The 18376-nt window shown below is 33.1% G+C and carries 20 protein-coding genes and 2 tRNA genes; 2 read left to right on the top strand and 20 right to left on the bottom strand.

Annotated features, from left to right (window positions below; genetic code table 11):
- Nucleotides 1-18 precede the first annotated feature (18 nt).
- The 13 genes from MN187_RS03945 to MN187_RS03885 form a co-directional block, all read right to left on the bottom strand.
- The gene (locus MN187_RS03945; RefSeq protein WP_241698905.1) at nt 19-1236 is read right to left on the bottom strand and encodes a multidrug efflux MFS transporter; all 1218 of its coding nucleotides are present in this window, start codon (nt 1234-1236) and stop codon (nt 19-21) included.
- Between the two features lie 141 nt (nt 1237-1377).
- Nucleotides 1378-1551 (bottom strand): hypothetical protein, encoded by a 174-nt coding sequence (locus tag MN187_RS03940; protein ID WP_158559330.1) that lies wholly within the window; start codon nt 1549-1551, stop codon nt 1378-1380.
- Between the two features lie 105 nt (nt 1552-1656).
- Nucleotides 1657-3018 carry an MFS transporter gene (locus MN187_RS03935; RefSeq protein WP_241698904.1) on the bottom strand — a complete coding sequence of 454 codons (1362 nt, stop codon included), beginning with the start codon at nt 3016-3018 and terminating at the stop codon, nt 1657-1659.
- A 163-nt stretch (nt 3019-3181) separates the two neighbouring features.
- Nucleotides 3182-3901 carry a gamma-glutamyl-gamma-aminobutyrate hydrolase family protein gene (locus MN187_RS03930; RefSeq protein ID WP_117972117.1) on the bottom strand — a complete coding sequence of 240 codons (720 nt, stop codon included), beginning with the start codon at nt 3899-3901 and terminating at the stop codon, nt 3182-3184.
- A 52-nt stretch (nt 3902-3953) separates the two neighbouring features.
- Nucleotides 3954-4331, bottom strand: coding sequence for a hypothetical protein (locus tag MN187_RS03925; RefSeq protein WP_242094350.1), 378 nt, complete (start codon nt 4329-4331; stop codon nt 3954-3956).
- Between the two features lie 551 nt (nt 4332-4882).
- Complete coding sequence (gene rpmG / locus MN187_RS03920) at nt 4883-5032, bottom strand: 50S ribosomal protein L33 (RefSeq protein WP_071457069.1); 150 nt, start codon at nt 5030-5032, stop codon at nt 4883-4885.
- A 144-nt stretch (nt 5033-5176) separates the two neighbouring features.
- Nucleotides 5177-7294: a peptidoglycan D,D-transpeptidase FtsI family protein gene (locus MN187_RS03915; protein WP_117972115.1), complete on the bottom strand. Its 2118-nt coding sequence runs from the start codon at nt 7292-7294 to the stop codon at nt 5177-5179.
- Between the two features lie 186 nt (nt 7295-7480).
- Complete coding sequence (locus tag MN187_RS03910) at nt 7481-7975, bottom strand: dihydrofolate reductase (RefSeq protein WP_117972114.1); 495 nt, start codon at nt 7973-7975, stop codon at nt 7481-7483.
- Between the two features lie 27 nt (nt 7976-8002).
- Entirely contained in the window at nt 8003-8950 is a 948-nt protein-coding gene (locus MN187_RS03905; RefSeq protein ID WP_117972113.1) for a thymidylate synthase, read from the bottom strand.
- 24 nt (nt 8951-8974) lie between these two features.
- Nucleotides 8975-10867: an ABC-F family ATP-binding cassette domain-containing protein gene (locus MN187_RS03900; protein ID WP_117972112.1), complete on the bottom strand. Its 1893-nt coding sequence runs from the start codon at nt 10865-10867 to the stop codon at nt 8975-8977.
- 149 nt (nt 10868-11016) lie between these two features.
- Nucleotides 11017-11571: a ribosome hibernation-promoting factor, HPF/YfiA family gene (hpf, locus tag MN187_RS03895; RefSeq protein ID WP_117972111.1), complete on the bottom strand. Its 555-nt coding sequence runs from the start codon at nt 11569-11571 to the stop codon at nt 11017-11019.
- A 143-nt stretch (nt 11572-11714) separates the two neighbouring features.
- Complete coding sequence (locus MN187_RS03890; protein ID WP_117972110.1) at nt 11715-12401, bottom strand: ComF family protein; 687 nt, start codon at nt 12399-12401, stop codon at nt 11715-11717.
- Entirely contained in the window at nt 12398-13702 is a 1305-nt protein-coding gene (locus MN187_RS03885) for an ATP-dependent helicase ComFA (RefSeq protein ID WP_242094348.1), read from the bottom strand. The genes MN187_RS03890 and MN187_RS03885 overlap by 4 nt, the downstream gene beginning before the upstream one ends.
- A 98-nt stretch (nt 13703-13800) precedes the next feature.
- Between MN187_RS03885 and MN187_RS03880 the strand changes: the two genes are divergently transcribed.
- Nucleotides 13801-14724: an alpha/beta fold hydrolase gene (locus MN187_RS03880; protein ID WP_242094346.1), complete on the top strand. Its 924-nt coding sequence runs from the start codon at nt 13801-13803 to the stop codon at nt 14722-14724.
- 44 nt (nt 14725-14768) lie between these two features.
- Here the strand turns inward: MN187_RS03880 and MN187_RS03875 are convergent, their stop codons facing one another.
- Nucleotides 14769-15341: a hypothetical protein gene (locus tag MN187_RS03875; protein ID WP_117972107.1), complete on the bottom strand. Its 573-nt coding sequence runs from the start codon at nt 15339-15341 to the stop codon at nt 14769-14771.
- A 54-nt stretch (nt 15342-15395) separates the two neighbouring features.
- On the opposite strand from MN187_RS03875, the gene MN187_RS03870 reads away from it, so the two are divergent.
- On the top strand, nt 15396-16040 hold the full coding sequence (locus tag MN187_RS03870; protein ID WP_117972106.1) for a YigZ family protein: 645 nt from the start codon (nt 15396-15398) through the stop codon (nt 16038-16040).
- A 26-nt stretch (nt 16041-16066) separates the two neighbouring features.
- On the opposite strand, the gene MN187_RS03865 is transcribed toward MN187_RS03870, so the two are convergent.
- From MN187_RS03865 to MN187_RS03840, 6 genes are all read right to left on the bottom strand, one after another.
- Nucleotides 16067-16774 (bottom strand): GntR family transcriptional regulator, encoded by a 708-nt coding sequence (locus MN187_RS03865; RefSeq protein WP_117972105.1) that lies wholly within the window; start codon nt 16772-16774, stop codon nt 16067-16069.
- A gap of 131 nt (nt 16775-16905) precedes the next feature.
- Nucleotides 16906-17097, bottom strand: a complete 192-nt coding sequence (locus MN187_RS03860) for a hypothetical protein (RefSeq protein WP_117972104.1) — start codon at nt 17095-17097, stop codon at nt 16906-16908.
- A gap of 97 nt (nt 17098-17194) precedes the next feature.
- Nucleotides 17195-17266 (bottom strand) — tRNA-Gln (locus MN187_RS03855).
- 8 nt (nt 17267-17274) lie between these two features.
- Nucleotides 17275-17355 (bottom strand) — tRNA-Tyr (locus tag MN187_RS03850).
- 79 nt (nt 17356-17434) lie between these two features.
- Nucleotides 17435-17641: a DUF2969 family protein gene (locus MN187_RS03845; RefSeq protein WP_158559328.1), complete on the bottom strand. Its 207-nt coding sequence runs from the start codon at nt 17639-17641 to the stop codon at nt 17435-17437.
- Between the two features lie 83 nt (nt 17642-17724).
- A complete protein-coding gene (locus MN187_RS03840; RefSeq protein WP_241698897.1) occupies nt 17725-18375 on the bottom strand; it encodes a CBS and ACT domain-containing protein in 651 nt (216 codons plus the stop codon).
- Nucleotide 18376: the final 1 nt, after the last annotated feature.

Here is an 18376-nt window from a genome sequence, read left to right as displayed (position 1 = left end):
CTCTTACATGTTTTTTATTTAACGCTTAAATTCATTAATCAACTCACGTATTGATAATTGATGCTTAAAATTAAAAAAACTAATTGTAATATTCATTAAAATCAATAAACTTGTTGCAATGAAGACCGAACGATAACCAAATCCATTAGCAACAAAGGAACCAACCATTGGTCCTGCAACTTGTCCCATACTGGTAAACATTTGGTTAAAACTAAAGATACGTCCAACTCCATTCATCGGTGTAATTTTACTAATTAAGGTATTCACAGACGGCATCAATGCACCTGTTGAAAAACCTAACAGAAAACGACATACCCCTAACTGAAAGGGCGACTGAACAAATGACATAGGAAAAATAAATAAAAATGATAAGATCAATCCACCTAACAAGACATATTGACTCCCAATTCTATCTCCTAATTTCCCTAAAAATGGTGCCGAGAAAAATTCAGATACACCTGCTACAGACACTATTAAACCACTAACGAACAAAATATTACCTGTCTTTCCACCAAGTTCTCTGACATATAGTGTTAAAATAGGACTGATACTTGTCATCCCTATTTGAATAATGGCAGTTGTAATAAATAAACCAATTAATACTTTAGGATGCTTAATGCTTTTAAAAACTTCTTTGGTAGATACCATGTCTTTTTTTTCAACTGGCTCAAAGTCTTCATGGATAAAAAAGATAGTTAATAAAGTCGTCATAAATAAAATACTTCCTGTTACTAAGAAAACATTTTTTATCCCCACTGTTTGTGCTAATAAGCCACCAAGTGATGGGCCAATCAAACTACCTGCTACAGCACCAGTAGCAAGAGTTCCCAAAGCCATACCATTTTTGTCCTTTGGTGCTTGGGAGGCAATCATTGCCGTAGCATTTGGAACATAACCAGATAATAAGCCATTACAAAACCTCATAAATAACAACCAAAAAACATTTGGAACAAACGCCAATGAGCCCATAGTAACGGTCATTCCTGCTGCAGCTCTTATCATCATTAACTTACGCCCTTTTCTATCTGCTAGACTCCCCCACAGTGGAGAAACCATTGCAGCCGATAACGCCGTTAAACTAATAGATAATCCTGCATAAAATTCCACTTTATTACTAGGTGCACCTAATTGTTCAATGTATATTGAAATAAATGGCATCACCAAACTATAACTTGCGCCTGTAAAGAAACAACCAATCCATGCAATATACATGTTTCGCTTCCAGTCAACTTTCATCGAAATTATATTCACCCTTTCATTTATGCATATACATTATACTCCAATGTTCTCTAAATGAAAGTACATCGTTCATTTATTATTTATTTTATCAAAAAAAATTTACTATTTAAACATAACTTAAATAATGATTAATTTATCCTATTTTTTATCTATCATATCAAGTTGAATAGATTGTATTGATTTCTCAATTTCTTTTAATTCTTTTTTTATTTTTTTCAGGTGATCCATTTTCATTTGTTGTTTGTATTGATCATACAATTTAGCTTCTGTTTTTGTCATGTCATTATAAAATTTTTTTCTTGTTAAAGCCATTTTTCTCATCACCTCACCCATATCATACGATACTCACTATAGTTAATCTATATAATAAACTCACATTTTATATTAAATATTGGTTAAAAAAACCTCTAAAAATTATTAGAGGTTTTGTTTATTTTTAAATGTCTTAATAACAAAGAAACTACTGACAAGTAACAAAACAAATAGAGAAATTAATGCTACTTTCGATCCAGTACTTGTTCCTTGAATAAAATTGCTTTTTCCTGATTGGAATAACCCAACCACAATAGCCACAAATGAGGTTGAAATAGCCCCCATAAATTGTTGTAATGTACTAAAAACAGCATTCCCATCATCTTGTAAGTCTTCTTTTATAGAAGATAATCCAACTGTCATGACATTACTATAAGACAACCCAACACCAATCATAAAAGTGACATGAGATAAAATAATTAAGGCAATGTTTCCTGTTTGAATGACCATAATTAACATTAACCAACCTAAAATTGCAAATAATACTCCCACACCTATTGGCTTTTTAAAGCCTAATTTATCTAATATTTTTCCTGAAATCGGTGCAAATAACGCACCGACTAACGCACCTGGAAACATCATCATTCCCGCCTTAGATGCTGGAACCCCTTGAACGATTTGAATAAAGTTTGGTAAAACAAACGATACACCGAGTAACAGAATTTGATAAACCAAAAATGACATCAAATAAATAGTGAACCGTGCATTTTTAAAGACAACTAAATTAAGCAATGTTTTTTGTTTATTTGTTTTATAGAATAACCATGCACTAATTAATCCAACCACTAATGCTACCCATCCTAATGGTTGTTCTAAATAACTAAAGAACATCAATAATCCAGTAAACATCACAGATAAATAAAGAACGGCTTTAGCATTAATTGAATCACTCACTGATGTGTCTTCTTCTGGAATAGCATATAAACCAACCAATGTAGATACAATTAAAACCGGGATCAACAACTTATAAATATAAGTCCAATCTAGCGTTGTTGTTAGGACTCCACCATATGTGGGTCCCATCGCTGGGGCAATTGATGTTGTTAAATTACCAATTCCTATCATCATTCCTCTTTTTTCCATTGGAACTTTTGTTAAAATGATATTAAACATTAATGGCAATGCAATCCCTGTGGCAATCCCTTGAAGTACTCGCCCAACAAGTAGCGTGATAAACCCACCAGCAAAAGCATCAACCACAACACCAACTAAAAATAATATACTTGAAACCGTAAACAACTTACGACGACTGATATTTTTAATTAAATAAGATGATAGTGGTACAACGATTGAGATCATCAACAGATAAATGGTTGTCACCCATTGTACTTGTGATGTTGAAATACTAAAATCTTCCATTAACGTTGGAAACGTCACGTTCATTGCTGTTTCAATTAACACTCCCGAAAAAGCCATCATACCAGTTGCTAGAACAGCTAAATTAACATGAAATTTCTTTTCTGACATAAAAATTCCCTCCATTTTTCCATAAAAAAAGCGAAACTTATCCTTAAAGATAAATTTCGCCTCTCTATCGACACAAGTTAACCTTGTGTTATCTGTACGATTTATTCCGTTATCAGTTTAAAAAAAAAAACGTCACTTGTCAACTAATAAAAGTAAAATAAACTTAAAATGAATTGACAATAAAATCAAATACACCTTTTTCTTTATCATTTACATTATATGAAAAATCTGGATGCCACTGTACACCTAGTATTTTATGATTATCGGAAGATGATTCGATTGATTCTACCACACCATCTTCGCTGACTGCTGTTATTTTCAAATCATTGCCAATTTTGTTGATACTTTGAAAATGAAACGAATTAACTGTGGCTTTTGCACCATAAATGGGGGTTAAAACACTATCCTTCTCAAAGAAGATATCATGTGTAGCAATCCATCGTTCAATAGGGGCTTGCATATGGCGGATTGGTTCTGGTTGACGCAAACTTAAATCTTGATGCAAAGTTCCGCCTAAGTAGACATTCAATAACTGCATGCCACGGCACACACCAAAAATAGGTTTTTTCTGCTTAATCGCTTCTTCTATAAGAGCTATTTCAAATAAATCTCTTTCTAATAAAGAAAAGGCCTCACTCGATTGATTAGAGGAATAAAGCGATGGTGAGACATTTTGTCCTCCAGTCAAAATTAATTTATCAACCAAATCAATATAAGTTTTAGCTTCTTTAGGTTGACTAATTGGTAAAACAAGGGGAGTTCCTCCGACCTCTTGAACTGCACGAACATAGCCGGCCGGTAAATACGAAATTGGTAAATGATGCAATGTTTCTCCTGCATCAACCACTTCATTAGCTGAAATCCCTATAATCTTTTTCATAATATTCCCCCATTTATGTGTATTTCTGTTATTTTAGGGAATTTAATGGACATTGTCAATTAAAATTGTTTTGACTATAGATTGGTGTGAAAGATTCCAAGTCTTGTGGCAAAATAGTTTCATCAATTTTTGTCACAATTTTTTTCTTTTTAACACTATAATAAAAGAACTCATCATTAGAATCTAACTTAATCACTCCAACATAACGACCTTTTATATTATAAATAGCCAAAGGTAAGTCATCGAGTGATTTTTTATCTAAACCGTATTCCTCTTTCACTTCTTTTTTCTTCTCATCATCATATGAATCTATTTTACTAGTTAAGGCACTTTTAACTTCACCATATAATGCTTTATCTCCTGTTGCTTTATGACCACATCCTGCTAAAAGAAATAACCCAAATAACACAATCATTAAATAATATTTTTTCATAATTACATCCAATAATGAACATTTTATTAAATCATAACACAAAATCGATTAAGCAAAAAGATATCGTTTTATTTTATTAAAATAATGACTAAAGTTTAGCTATTTATAACATATTGATTAAATAAGTCAGTGAGCTATAATAAATGGTGGAATTAAAAAGGAAAAAGTTTAGTATATTGGAGGACAAAAAGATCAAAGAACAAATTATCAAAAAAATTAGCCAAATTTAATTTTGAAAAAGATTGGAGGCCGACAATTTTAAATTCATTTTTATTTTCTCCTATGCTTACATTCAAAATAACTTGAACATTGTATTTTTTAACGATTCACTACTATTTTAATGATAACATTTTCCATTTTTTAAATGAGTAATATTTCTATTTAAATAAAAAAGAAGAAAGTCCAGCTCTTAAACATTCTGTTAAAACAAATCCTACTTTCAAAACTTTTCAAACAAACCGTATTCAAAACCATATTCACTCGATAAAATTAAGCATAAAAAATAGCTAGAACCCTTACTACAAAAGGTTTCTAGCTCATAATTCAAAAAATTATTTTGTTTCACGGTGTAACGTCACTTTACGTTCACGTGGACAATATTTTTTAACTTCTAAACGTTCAGGATTGTTACGTTTGTTTTTGTTTGAAAGATAATTTCTTTCTTTACATTCTGTACATTCTAAAGTAATATTTACGCGCATTATGTTTCCCTCCGAAATAAATTAGATATTCAAGTATCACACTTGACACTTGAATATCATATCATGTTTTATTTAAAATTTCTAGTCTTTTTCACAAATTTGTTAAGGATTTCTCCTTTACAGTTTTAAATACATAAAATTCATTTATTGTTTATTATACTCTTCATTATAGGCATTTATCACTTCTTTTAATATCAAACGATTAGTTGCCATGTTATCATCACTAATTTGGGGAATCATCACACTAACCGCCACTTTTGGATCATTATAAGGTGCGTAACCCACAATCGTACTATTTATAACGGATACTGCTTGATTTGTTTTCGGATCAACTGCAAATGTTTCAGCTGTCCCTGTTTTTGCTGCAATTGGAAGACTCGCTCCTTGTAGTTCATTCCCAGTTCCCATTGATCCATTGACAACTTGATACATTCCTTCTTGAATAATATCAAATTCCTCTTCTCTACCTTCAATTTTACTCATTACTTTTGGTTGAATCAATTCTTTCTCTTTTCCCAATTCACCATTCTCACTATTACCATAAATTCCTTTTACTACATGAGGCGCGTATCGTGTTCCACCATTAGCGACTGTTGACACATATTGTGCCAATTGAATAGGTGTATATGCTTCATAGTTACCAAAAGATAAATCCAATGCACTGGCCATAATACCAGGAATATACTTCCCATCTTTATCTTTATAATTTTTATTCAACACACCCACAGATTCTTGGGGAATATCGATCCCTGTTTTTGTTCCTAAACCAAATTCTTCGTAGGTTTTTCGTAATTTATCAAAAATACTAGTATCGACAGGTAAAGACATCCCTGGAACGTACTCAACTCCCATCATACCTAATGCAATTTTCATCATATAGACATTCGAAGAGACTTCAAGTGCTTGTTGTGTTGTTAACGCAATAGATGAATACTGATTGAAAAGAGACGTTTTTCTCGTTCCATCACTAAAAACTAATGGTTCATCAATAAAGGTTTGATTGCCTTTAATGACCCCATTTTCATAACCAGCCATTACAGTAGCCGCCTTGATAGAAGAACCTGGCACAAAAGCTTTATTGATGGTTCCTAATGTATCATCTACCAATTCCCCAGTTTCTGGATCTTTACTAAGACCTACCATTGATAACACTTCACCATTGTTTGGATTAGTAACTACCACATATACTCCGGGAGAATACTGAGTTTTTCCTGCCTGTTGAAGTGATTCAAAGTGACGTTTAGCAATTTCTTCTACCTTATGTTGAAAATCAAGGTTAATTGTCAGCATTAAATTATCGCCTTTTTCACTTGCTTTCACTTCTTTTTTCGACACAATTTTTTGATCTTTATCAGTCACAACTTCGGCTTGCCCTTTTTTACCTTTTAACGTGTCTTCATATGATTTTTCAAGATAACTTAACCCTACACGATCATTTCGTTGATAGCCTTTTTTCAAATATTCATCAATCTCATCTTCAGGTAACCCTTGTTTCTCAGTTGATACCGTTCCAAGAATGGAACGAATTTGATCTTTTTCAGGATAGTCTCTCTCCCAATCTGTTCCAGCAGATAGTCCAGAAATAGCCGCTGTATTTTCCCCAACTTTTGCAATTTCTTCAGGTGTCACATTATCATTTTTTATTGTGACAGGTTCCAAGGCTGCCGCACCATTGATTCGTTTGAAAATAGAGGCTTCTTTCATTTCTTCTTGATTAAACTTAATCTCACTATCTTTCACCTTATCAACGGTTTTCGTATATAAATCACTATTAGACAACTCTTGCCCATTTGCGTTTACTTTGTCAGAAACAGTCAATCGTTTTTGTGCCTCAACTAGATTTTCTGGCTTAGATAACCAATAATCTTTTTTATCTCTATCCGTTAACTTATCTGGTTCGATATCAATTAATTTGACAATATCTTGACTCACTTTACGAATGTCATTTGCATTCATTCCTGCTGATCGAGTAAACAGAATTGCTTGTGTGGCTTTATTTCCAACTAAAACATTTCCTTTTGAATCATATATATACCCTCTAGGTGCTTTTTCTTCAATAATTTTCTTTTGACCATTTGAGACAATTGCTTTATATTTTTCTTGATTTTTAATTTGTAAATCAGATAATTTCACAATTAACATAGTGAATAATATAAACACAATAAAAAACAAAATATCTAGTCTGATGGGGACATGAGATTTCGTTTTTTTTCCTCGTTTGTTTTTACTGAATAAAAAATTCCCTTTATTTCTTTGGCTCATTGATTGATTCTCCTCATTAATGGTCGCGTAAAATACCCCCATTATTATACTATCAAAATAAAGTATCTCACTGTTAATTATTTTTTTCAATGAAAAAAAGACGCTTTGTAAAATTTTTAATATTTCTTTTTTGTTCTAAAGAAAAAGACTGGTGAACAAGATCATTCATCAGTCCCTTTGGTGGTGTTACGATTGATGGCGTTGGTATGTCTCAAAATCATGTGGGTATGGATTATCATCGTTAACAGTGCCTTCGCTGGTACTAACAATATTCCACTCTCCCCAATCAATATAAGGAAAATAAGTATCTCCTTCAAATGTTGATTGAATCAACGTACGATATAATACATCAGTGTAAGGCAAGAATGTTTTATAAATCTCACCACCACCAGTGATAAAAGTAATCCCATCAAATTCTTCGGCATATTTCAATACATCATCTACCGAATGCATGACAATCGCACCATTCCCATCATAAGATTGGTCTGATGTTAACACAATGGTTTGACGATTAGGCAATAGATTTTTACCCATTCCTTCAAACGTTTTCCTTCCCATCACAATCGTATTATTTTCCGTCATTTGTTTGAAAAATTGTAAGTCATCTGGTAAATACCACGGTAATTTATCATCTTTCCCAATTAAACCATTTTCATCTTGAGCCCATATTGCTGCTATCATATTTCTTTATTTCCTCCCAAATTTCCCCTACACCGCAATTGGTGCCTTAATACTCGGATGTGGCTGGTATCCTTCAATCTTGATGTCATCCATATCAAAATCAAACACTGATTGTTTTTCTTTATTTAACCAAAGTGTTGGTAACTCTCGTTGTTGTCTTGAAAGTTGTTCTGTCATTTGCTCGATATGATTACTGTACAGATGAGCATCCCCTAATGTATGAACAAACTCTCCCACTTCAAGATTCGTTTCATGTGCAATTAAATGTGTTAATAAAGCATAACTTGCAATATTAAACGGAACACCTAAAAAGACGTCTGCACTACGTTGATACAATTGGCAACTTAATTTTCCATCTGCTACATAAAATTGAAATAACGTGTGACATGGTGGTAAAGCCATCGATGGCACATCTTCTGGATTCCATGCTGACACGATTAACCGTCTAGAGTCTGGAGTGTGTCGAATCATATCAATCACATCTTGTAATTGGTCGATGGTGTCTCCTGTTGACGTTTTCCAACGACGCCACTGAGAACCATAAATATTTCCTAATTCGCCATATTTTTCAGCAAATTCATCATCCATTAACATTTTTTCTCTAAAAGAAGTCATCTCTTTTTGATACGCTTGATTGAATTCTTCATCTACTAAACATCGACGACCAAAGTCGGTCATGTCAGGTCCTTTGTAGTCTTCACTTTTGACATATCTCTCAAAAGCCCATTCATCCCAAATATGGTTGTTATTTTCTAACAAATATTTAATGTTTGTATCACCTTTAAGGAACCATAACAATTCACTTTTCACTAAAGAAAATGGAATACGTTTGGTTGTCAACAGAGGAAATCCTTGACTTAAATCAAAACGCATCTGGTAACCAAAAAGACTTTTTGTCCCAGTACCTGTACGATCAGTCTTTTCATGACCTTTATTTAATATCTCTCGGCCTAATTCTAAATATGCTTCTTCCATAATTACCCCTCAAACAATGATTTATTAATCAGCAAATTCACTAAGATATTCCCATCTCTCAAGTTTGTCTTCAAGAGTTTGTTCGGTAGTTGTTAGTGTCGCTTGCAAATCTTGTAATTTTATAGCATCACTACTATTGTCTAACATTTGTTCGTTCAATGACTCAATATTCTCTTCTAATTGGGCAATTTCTTCTTCAATTGTATCCCATTCAATTTTTTCTTTATAAGTCAATTTCTTTTTCTCACCATCATTAGAGACTACTTTATCAACTTTTTTAGTTGTAGTTGATTTAGTAGTTTTCTCAACTGACTCTTGCTCACCTGTCTGCTCAACATAATCACTCATTGAGCCATAAAAAGTTGTCATGTCACCTTGTCCTTTAAAAATGAGTAACTTGTCCATTGTTTTATCTAAAAAATAACGATCATGACTAACAGCAATAACTGCACCCGGAAAATCAGACAGATAATCTTCCAAAATAGTTAATGTTTCGACATCTAGATCATTCGTTGGCTCATCTAATAGTAACACATTTGGTTGTTGGATTAAAATGCTAAGTAAGTACAGACGGCGTTTCTCGCCACCTGACAATTTACTAATCAATGTCCCGTGCACATTTCTTGGAAATAAAAATCGCTCTAACATCTCTGTGACACTAATCACTGTACCATCTTGTTGTTTTACTTCTTCAGCAATTTCTTGTAAATAAGAAATAATGCGTTTGCTTTCATCTAATGTATCATTCGTTTGGGTATAATACCCGATATTGACTGTTTCTCCTAACTCAATCACACCACTATCCAACGTTAAATTCCCAGCAATAAGATTTAGCAAGGTTGATTTTCCAGAACCATTTTCTCCTGTAATGCCTAATCGTTCATTAGCTTGGACTAACAACTCAAAGTCTTTTAAAATAACTTGATTAGCTATTTTAAAATTAGCATGTTCTATTTCAATGACTTTTTTACCTAATCGTTTTGTACCAACTGAAAATTCTAAGTTTCCCTTATCACTTGAACCACTTACTTTATCTTTCAAATCATTAAAGCGATTAATTCTAGCTTGTTGTTTCGTGCCACGAGCTTTTACACCAGCTCGCATCCAAGCAAGTTCTTGCTTAAATAGCTGTTTATTTTTGTGTAAGCTTTTCTTTTCTTGTTCTTCACGTTCTGCTCGTTGCACTAAATAAGCTTGATAATTTCCTGTGTATTCGTGTAATGTTCCGTTAGCTAATTCAAATATTCGATTCGTCACACGATCTAAAAAGTAGCGATCATGCGTTATCACGATGAGTGACCCTTGATAATGATTCAGATAATCTTCTAGCCATTGAATGGTTTCATAATCTAAATGGTTGGTTGGTTCATCTAAAAGAAGTAAATCAGGTGATTGGATTAAGACTTGTGCCAATCCTAGTCTTTTTTGTTGGCCTCCAGATAGCTCTGATACTTTTTTATCTAAAAATAAAATGCCTAATTTATTTAAAATGGTTTTAGCACTTGTCTCAGCTAACCAAGCATCTTCTTTATTCATTGCTTCTTCAGCTTTTTCGTAAGCTTTTTGTACTGCTGGATTTTCTCCATCTTGTGCCAAATCAACCAATGCTTTCTCATACGAACGAATAGCTTTCATAACAGGTGTATCATCATCAAAGACAGCATCTAATACTGAAATATCTTCAGAAAAGATGGTATCTTGCGAAAGATAACCAATTTTATAATCATTTGGGTAATCAATCGATCCCTTTTCTGCATGATCTTTTCCTGATAAAATCTTAATCAACGTTGATTTACCTGTTCCATTAATTCCGATTAACCCAATACGATCTTTTTCTTTTATTAAAAAAGAAACATTATCTAATAATTGCTTTGTTCCATAATTTTTATCTAAATTATCTGCTCGTAAAAGCTTCATCTGATCACCCGTCTCTATTTAATCCTAATCAGTTTATCAGATTTATCTTCCCTTCACAAGTTGATATCGTATGGGGTACTTGATAATATAAATGATAAAAACACTTCGTAGAAAGTATTTTATGACTTTCTACGAAGTGTTTTTATTTATTAATTTGTTTCAATTAAACCATATTTACCATCTTTACGTTTGTAAACAATGCTTGTTCCATTTGTTTCTGCATCTTCAAAAATAAAGAAGTTATGACCTAACATGTTCATTTGTAAGACTGCTTCTTCACTATCCATAGGTTTTAATGATAAACGTTTTGTTCGAACAATTTCTAAATCTGGTTCGTCATGTTGTTCTGTAGAATTATTGGGAGAAAATACCATTTCTTTGGTTACATCTAAGGCAGTCTCTCTTGATTTACGATTAATTTTTGTTTTGTACTTTCTAATTTGTCGCTCCAACTTGTCGACCACTAAGTCAATGCTTCCGTATAAATCTGGAGAAGTTTCTTCAGCTCTAAGTACTAAGTATGGTAATGGAATGGTTACTTCCACTTTAGCATTTTTATCAGAATACACTTTTAAATTAACATGTGCTGTTGATTCCGGCACATTTGTAAAATATTTTTCTAATTTGCCAATTTTTTTCTCTACATATTCTCTTATGGCTTGAGTAACTTCAATGTTCTCGCCTCTTACATTGTATCTAAACATAACTATTACCCCTTTCATCTATCACTAAAACTAAAAAGATAAGAACGTTTAAGACTTAATTTAATCCCCTTATCTTCCCACCTTTATTATATCGAACTTATCATAAAATGACAAACACTTTGATAGAAAACGCTTCATTATTTTCACCTTGCTAAGGAAAACGTTATGACTTTTTTAGCATGTTTACTCAAAAGATAACGTTTTGCCTGCAATATCGTACTTCCTGTTGTGTAAACATCATCAACTAAAATAATCGTTTTTTGATAGATAATATCTTGGTCAGATTGATTTAAGTAAAATGGATGAATCGTTTTAAGACGTTCTTCTTTTGTTTTGCCTGATTGTTTTCTCGTGTGTCTTCTTTTTTTTAATATCGACTCATAATCAACATATGCATCTTCTAACAGTGTTTCCACTTGATGAAACCCACGATCAGCTAATCGTTTTTTAGATAAAGGAATAGGGATAACCATATCATAAGTCAACTGTTTAAACACTTGATTAATATCAGAACTAAAAGCTTTTGCTAGTGTACGATTTCCTTGAAATTTATAACTGGTCATAAATTCACTCATAGACTCATTGTACTCATATAAGGCATGATGTGGCTCTAAGATTATTTGGTTTTTTTCCCAATATAAACAATCTTCGCATACAGTTTCTCGTGACACTTTCCGACAATAGATACATCTCTTTTCAAGCAACGGATTAATTGGCTGAAATTGACTATGGCATTTATCGCAACAATGATTTTTAATCTGACTACCTAATAACAGTTCTCGAAATGTTACTTGGTTCTTTAATACCCCGTGACACAACACACACTTCATCTCTTAGCCTCTTTATTCATTTGTTTTATTTCTTTTATAGCTGATACCATGGCCTGATTTTTTCCTTCATGCAAAAAGATGACGTGTCCGGTCGGATAATTCACACTTCGGCCCACTCGTCCTGCAATTTGAACTAAACTCGCACGATTAAATACTCGGTGATCCGCACATACTACCATGACGGAAATATTTTTAAATGTAACCCCTCGTTCTAAAATCGTTGTACTTAGTAACAGATCAATCTTCCCTTCTCTCATTTGTTTCACCACTTGTTCCCTAGTATCAGATGATGCATGTACCATTGCGACCTTTTTTTTCTGCCATGTTTTCTTAACAACAGGATAAACCATAGACATTAAAGCAATATCCGGAAAGAAAAGAATATAAGATTGATCACTTGCTTCTATTTCCATCCTCATTTTTTTAGGCAATTTTCCTTTTCGTAAATTTATGGCTAAATTCCGACAATAGATTGTTTTAGGAACAGGTAAGTCTTGTCCATGAAACCGTTTAGCTAGCATACTTTTTTCCGTATTAGAATAATGTTCTAGTCTTGGATTACTCGTAGCAGTTAGAAAAACAAAACATCCCTTTTTTTCTAATGACTGTTTTGCTACATACTGTAATTCATCAGAATGAACATAAGGAAACGCATCGGCTTCATCTATAACCAATACATCAAAATAACGATAAAAACGCATAAGTTGATGTGTCGTACAAATAATGAAAGATGCGCCATTATATGTTTGAGAAGAATGGCCATATAACAAATTGATTGTCGTATCTTGAAATGCCTCTTTCATTCTGGGATACAATTCTAAACACACATCAATGCGTGGAGTGGCTATTCCAATAACTTTTCCATCTGTCAACACTTGTTCTATTAAAGGAAATAGCATCTCTGTTTTACCAGCCCCTGTCACTGCATGAACAAAATGATGTCGTGTACGACGGTAAGAATCTAATATTTCTTGAGAGATGCATGCTTGCTGTTTAGTTAGTTCTCCTTGCCAAAAACAATGTGTTTTTTGTGACGTTTTTCGAGGGCTTTTTGGGATACGATATAAAACATCTTCACTTGTCACCCTTCCCATATTAAGACAATAATCACAATAAAAGCCACCATTTATCTGACAAGAATCTTGATTATTGACATGTCCACAACGACGACAGGTAATATCTTTTTTACTATACGTCATCGCTTTAACTTTTTTTATGCTGTTATCCTTTTTTAAGTATTTTCTTAATGGATGAGGTATTTCTTGTTTTAACAACTGACGTCCCTGCAATGTTTTATACAATATTATCTCCTCCTATAAATAATCTACGCATTATACTAGTGACTCACTTTTAAATAGACTATAATAAGGATAAATTGGATTATAGAAAGGGTATAATTATGAAGAAAAAATTTGTTATTGAATCTTTAGATGGTAATACAGATTTAAATGGTATTATCTGGTATAATTCCACTAAAAAACCAAAAGCAATCTTACAAGTCGTACACGGTATGGCAGAGTACGTCGAACGATATGACCCATTAGCGCGCTATTTATCTGCTCATGACATCCTAGTCATTGGACACGATCACCTAGGTCATGGTGAATCAGTGGATATGGATAATCCTCTACATGGTTTTTTCTGTGAAGGTGATAGTGCCTCTATTGTAGTGGAGGATACTTTTCAAATTACCCAATATGCAAAAAGTCGTTATCCGGATACTCCTTTGTTTATTTTAGGTCATAGTATGGGATCTTTTGTGGTGAGAAACTATTTAAAGAAATACTCACATCTTGTTAAAGGCGCTATTTTAATGGGATCAACTAACCGACGCAAAGAGATAAGTTTTGGGGTTAAAATGGCGAAAGGATTGAATATAGTCTCTCCTAAGACAAAAAATCCTGCCATGGATAAATTATTGTTTGGTTCATTTAATCAAAAGTTTAAACCAGCTCATTCTCCTTTTAGTTGGCTCTCTAAAAACCCTGATAACGTCGAATCTTACGAACAAGATGAACAGTGTGGGTTTATTTTTACAAATAATGGATTCTATACACTTCTTTCTCTTATGGATGACGCCACAAAAAAACATTGGTTTATCACCATCCAACGTGATTTGCCAGTGTTAATTATTAGCGGCGAAAAAGATCCTGTTGGAAACTATGGAAAAGGCCCTAGAAAATTAGCTCTAGAATTGAGTGACAATTACTTTAAGGATGTCACGCTTCGCTTATATAATGATTTAAGACATGAAATATTAAATGAAAAAGAATCGTTAGATGTCACATTAGATATTTATGATTGGATACGTCACCGACTATAGAAAAAAGCATGACTTTTCTATTATTGAAAAGTCATGCTTTTATTCTAATCTTTTTCTTTAAAGGTTGATAAAATATCATCTAGACCTTGAATAGTTGCTTCTTTTGGATTCTCTTCACTTGTCCATGCACCAAGGTTAATAAAATAATCAGGTGTTTCTACCAAATAAATTCGATAGGTTAAGACACGATTTTTATTATCTTTCATTTCAACACCAAGATAATAGGCATCCCACCCATTTAGTTCTTTTTTTTCTGGTTCAATCACAACAGTCGCGTTAGCATCATTTAATTTTTTTAAATAGTCTGTTTTATAATCCTCTAACGTCTTATTTCCTTTTTCTTCAAATCCCGCAGACATAAATGACTTAGAATCTTTGTTTCCCAATAAAAAAGCAATCGACTTATCACTGTTTGGAAATTTACGCCAACCATCAAGCATGTTAAACTGATATTGATGATGATCATATTCTAAGGTATAAACAAGTTTATCTTTTTTATTAATGTCACTTGTCATATCTGTACTTGAATCATGTGTGGTGTCATTCTTTGTAGATGTACAGGCACTTAAGACGAATACCATGACTAACACTAACAACCCTATTCGTTTTTTTTGCATAATCATTCTCCTTTTAAAACATTTTACTAAATTAATTTTTTGGGGGTTACCTATATGCTATTAAATTACTATACCATAAAACAAGATGGCGATTATGAAATCGTCATAAAAAAATCGTCTTTTATCTGCCACTTAAGGCGAATAGAAACAGAAGATGAAGCAAAAGAAATCATTCAACAAATCAAAAAAAAACATTGGAAAGCTAATCATAATTGTGTCGCTTACGTTCTTGGAGATAAACAAGAAATCCAACGTTCAAGCGATGACGGTGAACCAAGTGGAACAGCAGGTGTCCCGATGCTTGAAGTGTTAAAGGTAAAAAAACTACGAAATGTTTTAGCTGTTGTGACAAGATACTTTGGTGGTACAAAACTTGGTGCTGGTGGCTTGATTCGTGCTTATAGTTCATCTGTTTCTGAAGCCATTGAGCACATCGGGTTAGTCGAAGGAAAATTGCAACAAGAGATGATTGTGACAGTGGACTATTCCATCCATGGTAAGTTAGAACATTTTCTAACTAATCACCCCGAATACACCCTTAGCGACACTGAATTTAGCGATACAGTTACCTTACACATTATGGTAGATGAAGTCAGTGTGACAACTTTTGAAGAAAGTATTACAAACCTACTGAATGCTCAATTTTCATTAAAAAAAGGGGCGTTAGACTACTGTGAGGTTCCAATAAATAAATCCTAGAGCACTACTGCTCCAGGATTTATTTTTTATTTTTCTAAGTAAAACTCAAAACGCTCACCTGCGTATTGACTTCTAACGTATTCAAACGGTGTGCCATTATCAAAATAAGATACTTGTCGTAAACGTAAGACTGCATCGCCTTTTTTCAATTCTAAATAATGTGCGATTTTTTCAGACGCATTTAGCGCAGATATCGTTTGAGAAGATTTTCCAATCACTCCATGTCCTTGACTAACCATTACGTTATATAAAGAACGTGTGATTTCCTCTTTACTAAAATCTTCAATCAAATGATGAGGAATGCTTGCTACTTCAAAACAAATTGGTATATCATCTGAATAACGTATTCGTTCCATTTTTAAAATCTTTTGATCTTTTGTCAATCGTAGTTTTTCCATTTCACTGGAGCTTGGTGCAGTCACAAAGTAAGACAATGTTTTACTAGAAGGTTGGCTTCCCTGAGAACGAATAATATCTGAAAAACTAGTCGTTCCTATCATCGTCTCTTGTACTTTTTGCCTTGCAATATATGTACCGGAACCAATTTTTCTCTCCAGTATTCCCTCATCTGCTAACGTTTGAATAGCCTGTCTTAGTGTCATACGACTCACGCCAAATACTTCAGACAATTCCCTTTCAGAAGGTAACCTGTCACCAATCTTCCAGATACCATCTTCTATTTCTTGTTTTATCTTATCATGTATCTGAATATAAACAGGTAACTTTGGAGTCATTTATTCACGTCCTTTTAAATGTCATTATCTATATTATAGCTATTTTTATAATCAATGACAACATTATATATCATAACGAAATAAAATAGAAAAAAGGAGTAGTTCCCTACTCCTAATAACTTAATGACTAATTAATAATGATTTTTTGCACGCCATTTACGTTGATTTTGCTTCAATTTTTTAGTTTTAGTTGGTGCATCGTATTCTTTTGTTGGAAATACCATTTGAGCTTTGTCTTTGATAGTTTCCATTACTTCATTGCTCGATAAAATGTCACGATATTCTAGAATTTGAGATACTAATTTTTCAGATAATTCGCCCATGTGATTAAATCTCCTTTATAGTTAAGTTAATACACCTCTATCATACCACAAAAGAAAATAAAAAAAAATCTAACACCGATTTCAGTGTTAGATAATACTGGGCTAGCTGGATTCGAACCAACGAGTGACGGAGTCAAAGTCCGTTGCCTTACCGCTTGGCTATAGCCCAATAAGAAATGGAGGGGGGCAGATTCGAACTGCCGAACCCGAAGGAGCGGATTTACAGTCCGCCGCGTTTAGCCACTTCGCTACCCCTCCGTATCAATCAAGTTTATCAACCCGACTTCCATATAATAACTAATTTCAAAAAAAAAATCAAGTACTTTTTTAAATTTTTTTAATTATTTAAATTCCAATATTTTAATGCTTCTTCGTAGGCATCGTCTTGTGTTTTGTATACACCTAAAATACCATCTGTTGTTTCAACTTCAAATTTTTTATCTGACAATTTTGTTACTTTTCCAATGACTTTTTTTCCAATTAACAATTCATCATGAGTTGATAATTCTTTAATTTCAACTTCAACTGGTTTATTTTTTTTCATCTGTAATATTTCAGTCCTTTCATGCATCGAACTCATATAGGATACCATATATTTTTGCCTTTGTTAAGAGAAAAAGAAGCTTTTTAGCTTCTTTCAGTCTCTAAACACATAATAACATCATACTGATTGTCAATTAGTGATTTTTCTAATTTAGTGGCATTTTTTTCGACAACTTGTATCACGATAATAACATTCTTTGTTTGACGATACACAATAATCTGAACGATATTAAATTTATCTTGAGCTAATACTTTCGTTAAATCAGCCAACACACCAGGATGATCGTCTTTAATTGAAATCGCAACACGCGTCCCATTCTCTCCATAACCAGTAATAGCTAAAAAGGCACCAAATGCATCTGTACTAGTGATAATACCTTGAATAGTCCTGTTAACATCCACAACAGGCAACACACCAATATTATACTCACGCATAATCTTGATGGCTTCTTCAATAAATTCATCGGCCTTGATAGTATGAACGTCTTTAATCATCACATCGGCTACAGTCATTTTATTTAACAAATAATTCACTTCATACACGCTTAAGCTGGTTGCTTTTGACGGCATCGCTTCTTGAATTGTTCCTTCAGTGACCAATCCAACTAATTGATCGTCTTTTACAACTGGCAAACGGTGAATATTTTTTTGTTTCATTAAGTCCATTGCTTGAAAAACAGGTGTTTCAGGGGAAGTCGTAATCACTTCTGTTGACATATAGTCTTTTACTAACATA

Source organism: Vagococcus sp. CY52-2 (assembly GCF_022655055.1).
Classification (GTDB): domain Bacteria; phylum Bacillota; class Bacilli; order Lactobacillales; family Vagococcaceae; genus Vagococcus.
This window is presented reverse-complemented; position numbering and strand designations above follow the sequence as displayed.